This is a genomic window from Pseudomonas entomophila (assembly GCF_013523125.1).
Taxonomy (GTDB): Bacteria; Pseudomonadota; Gammaproteobacteria; order Pseudomonadales; family Pseudomonadaceae; genus Aquipseudomonas; species Aquipseudomonas entomophila_B.
This window is the reverse complement of the sequence record NZ_JAAMQJ010000121.1, coordinates 1-373: the sequence shown is the minus strand read 5'-3', so window position 1 is coordinate 373 and position 373 is coordinate 1. Positions and strand designations below refer to the sequence as shown.

At 54.2% G+C, this 373-nt stretch carries 1 protein-coding gene; it reads right to left on the bottom strand.

The features are described 5' to 3' along the window. Positions 1-26: 26 nt before the first annotated feature. Positions 27-373 (bottom strand): transposase (locus G7007_RS21900; protein ID WP_181105195.1); only part of this gene is annotated, 347 nt, incomplete at its 5' end.

Here is a 373-nt window from a genome sequence, read left to right as displayed (position 1 = left end):
GAGATTCTATGGTAATTGCCAAGCGCTCAAGCGGCTTTTGGACGATATTCCTCTCCGCTTCTGATCAGGGCAAAGACCACCCGAGCCAGCTTGCGGGCCAGCATGACCAGGACTTGAGTCTTTTTAAAGCCGCAGCTCTGCTTGTCTTCGTAAAACGTTTTCCAAGCGGTTGTCCTGCCTGCTGACATCGCCGCGTTGTGCAGCAAGCGACGGACCTCTGGATCGCCTCGCTTGGTCAACGTCGAGCGTTCTTTTTTCTTGCCCGACTGAGCTACCCGCAAGTCCATTCCTAGAAAAGCGATGAAGGCATCAGCACTCTTGAACTCACCTCGTTGGTAGGTGGCGACCAAACGCGCAGCGGTGAGAAAACCAA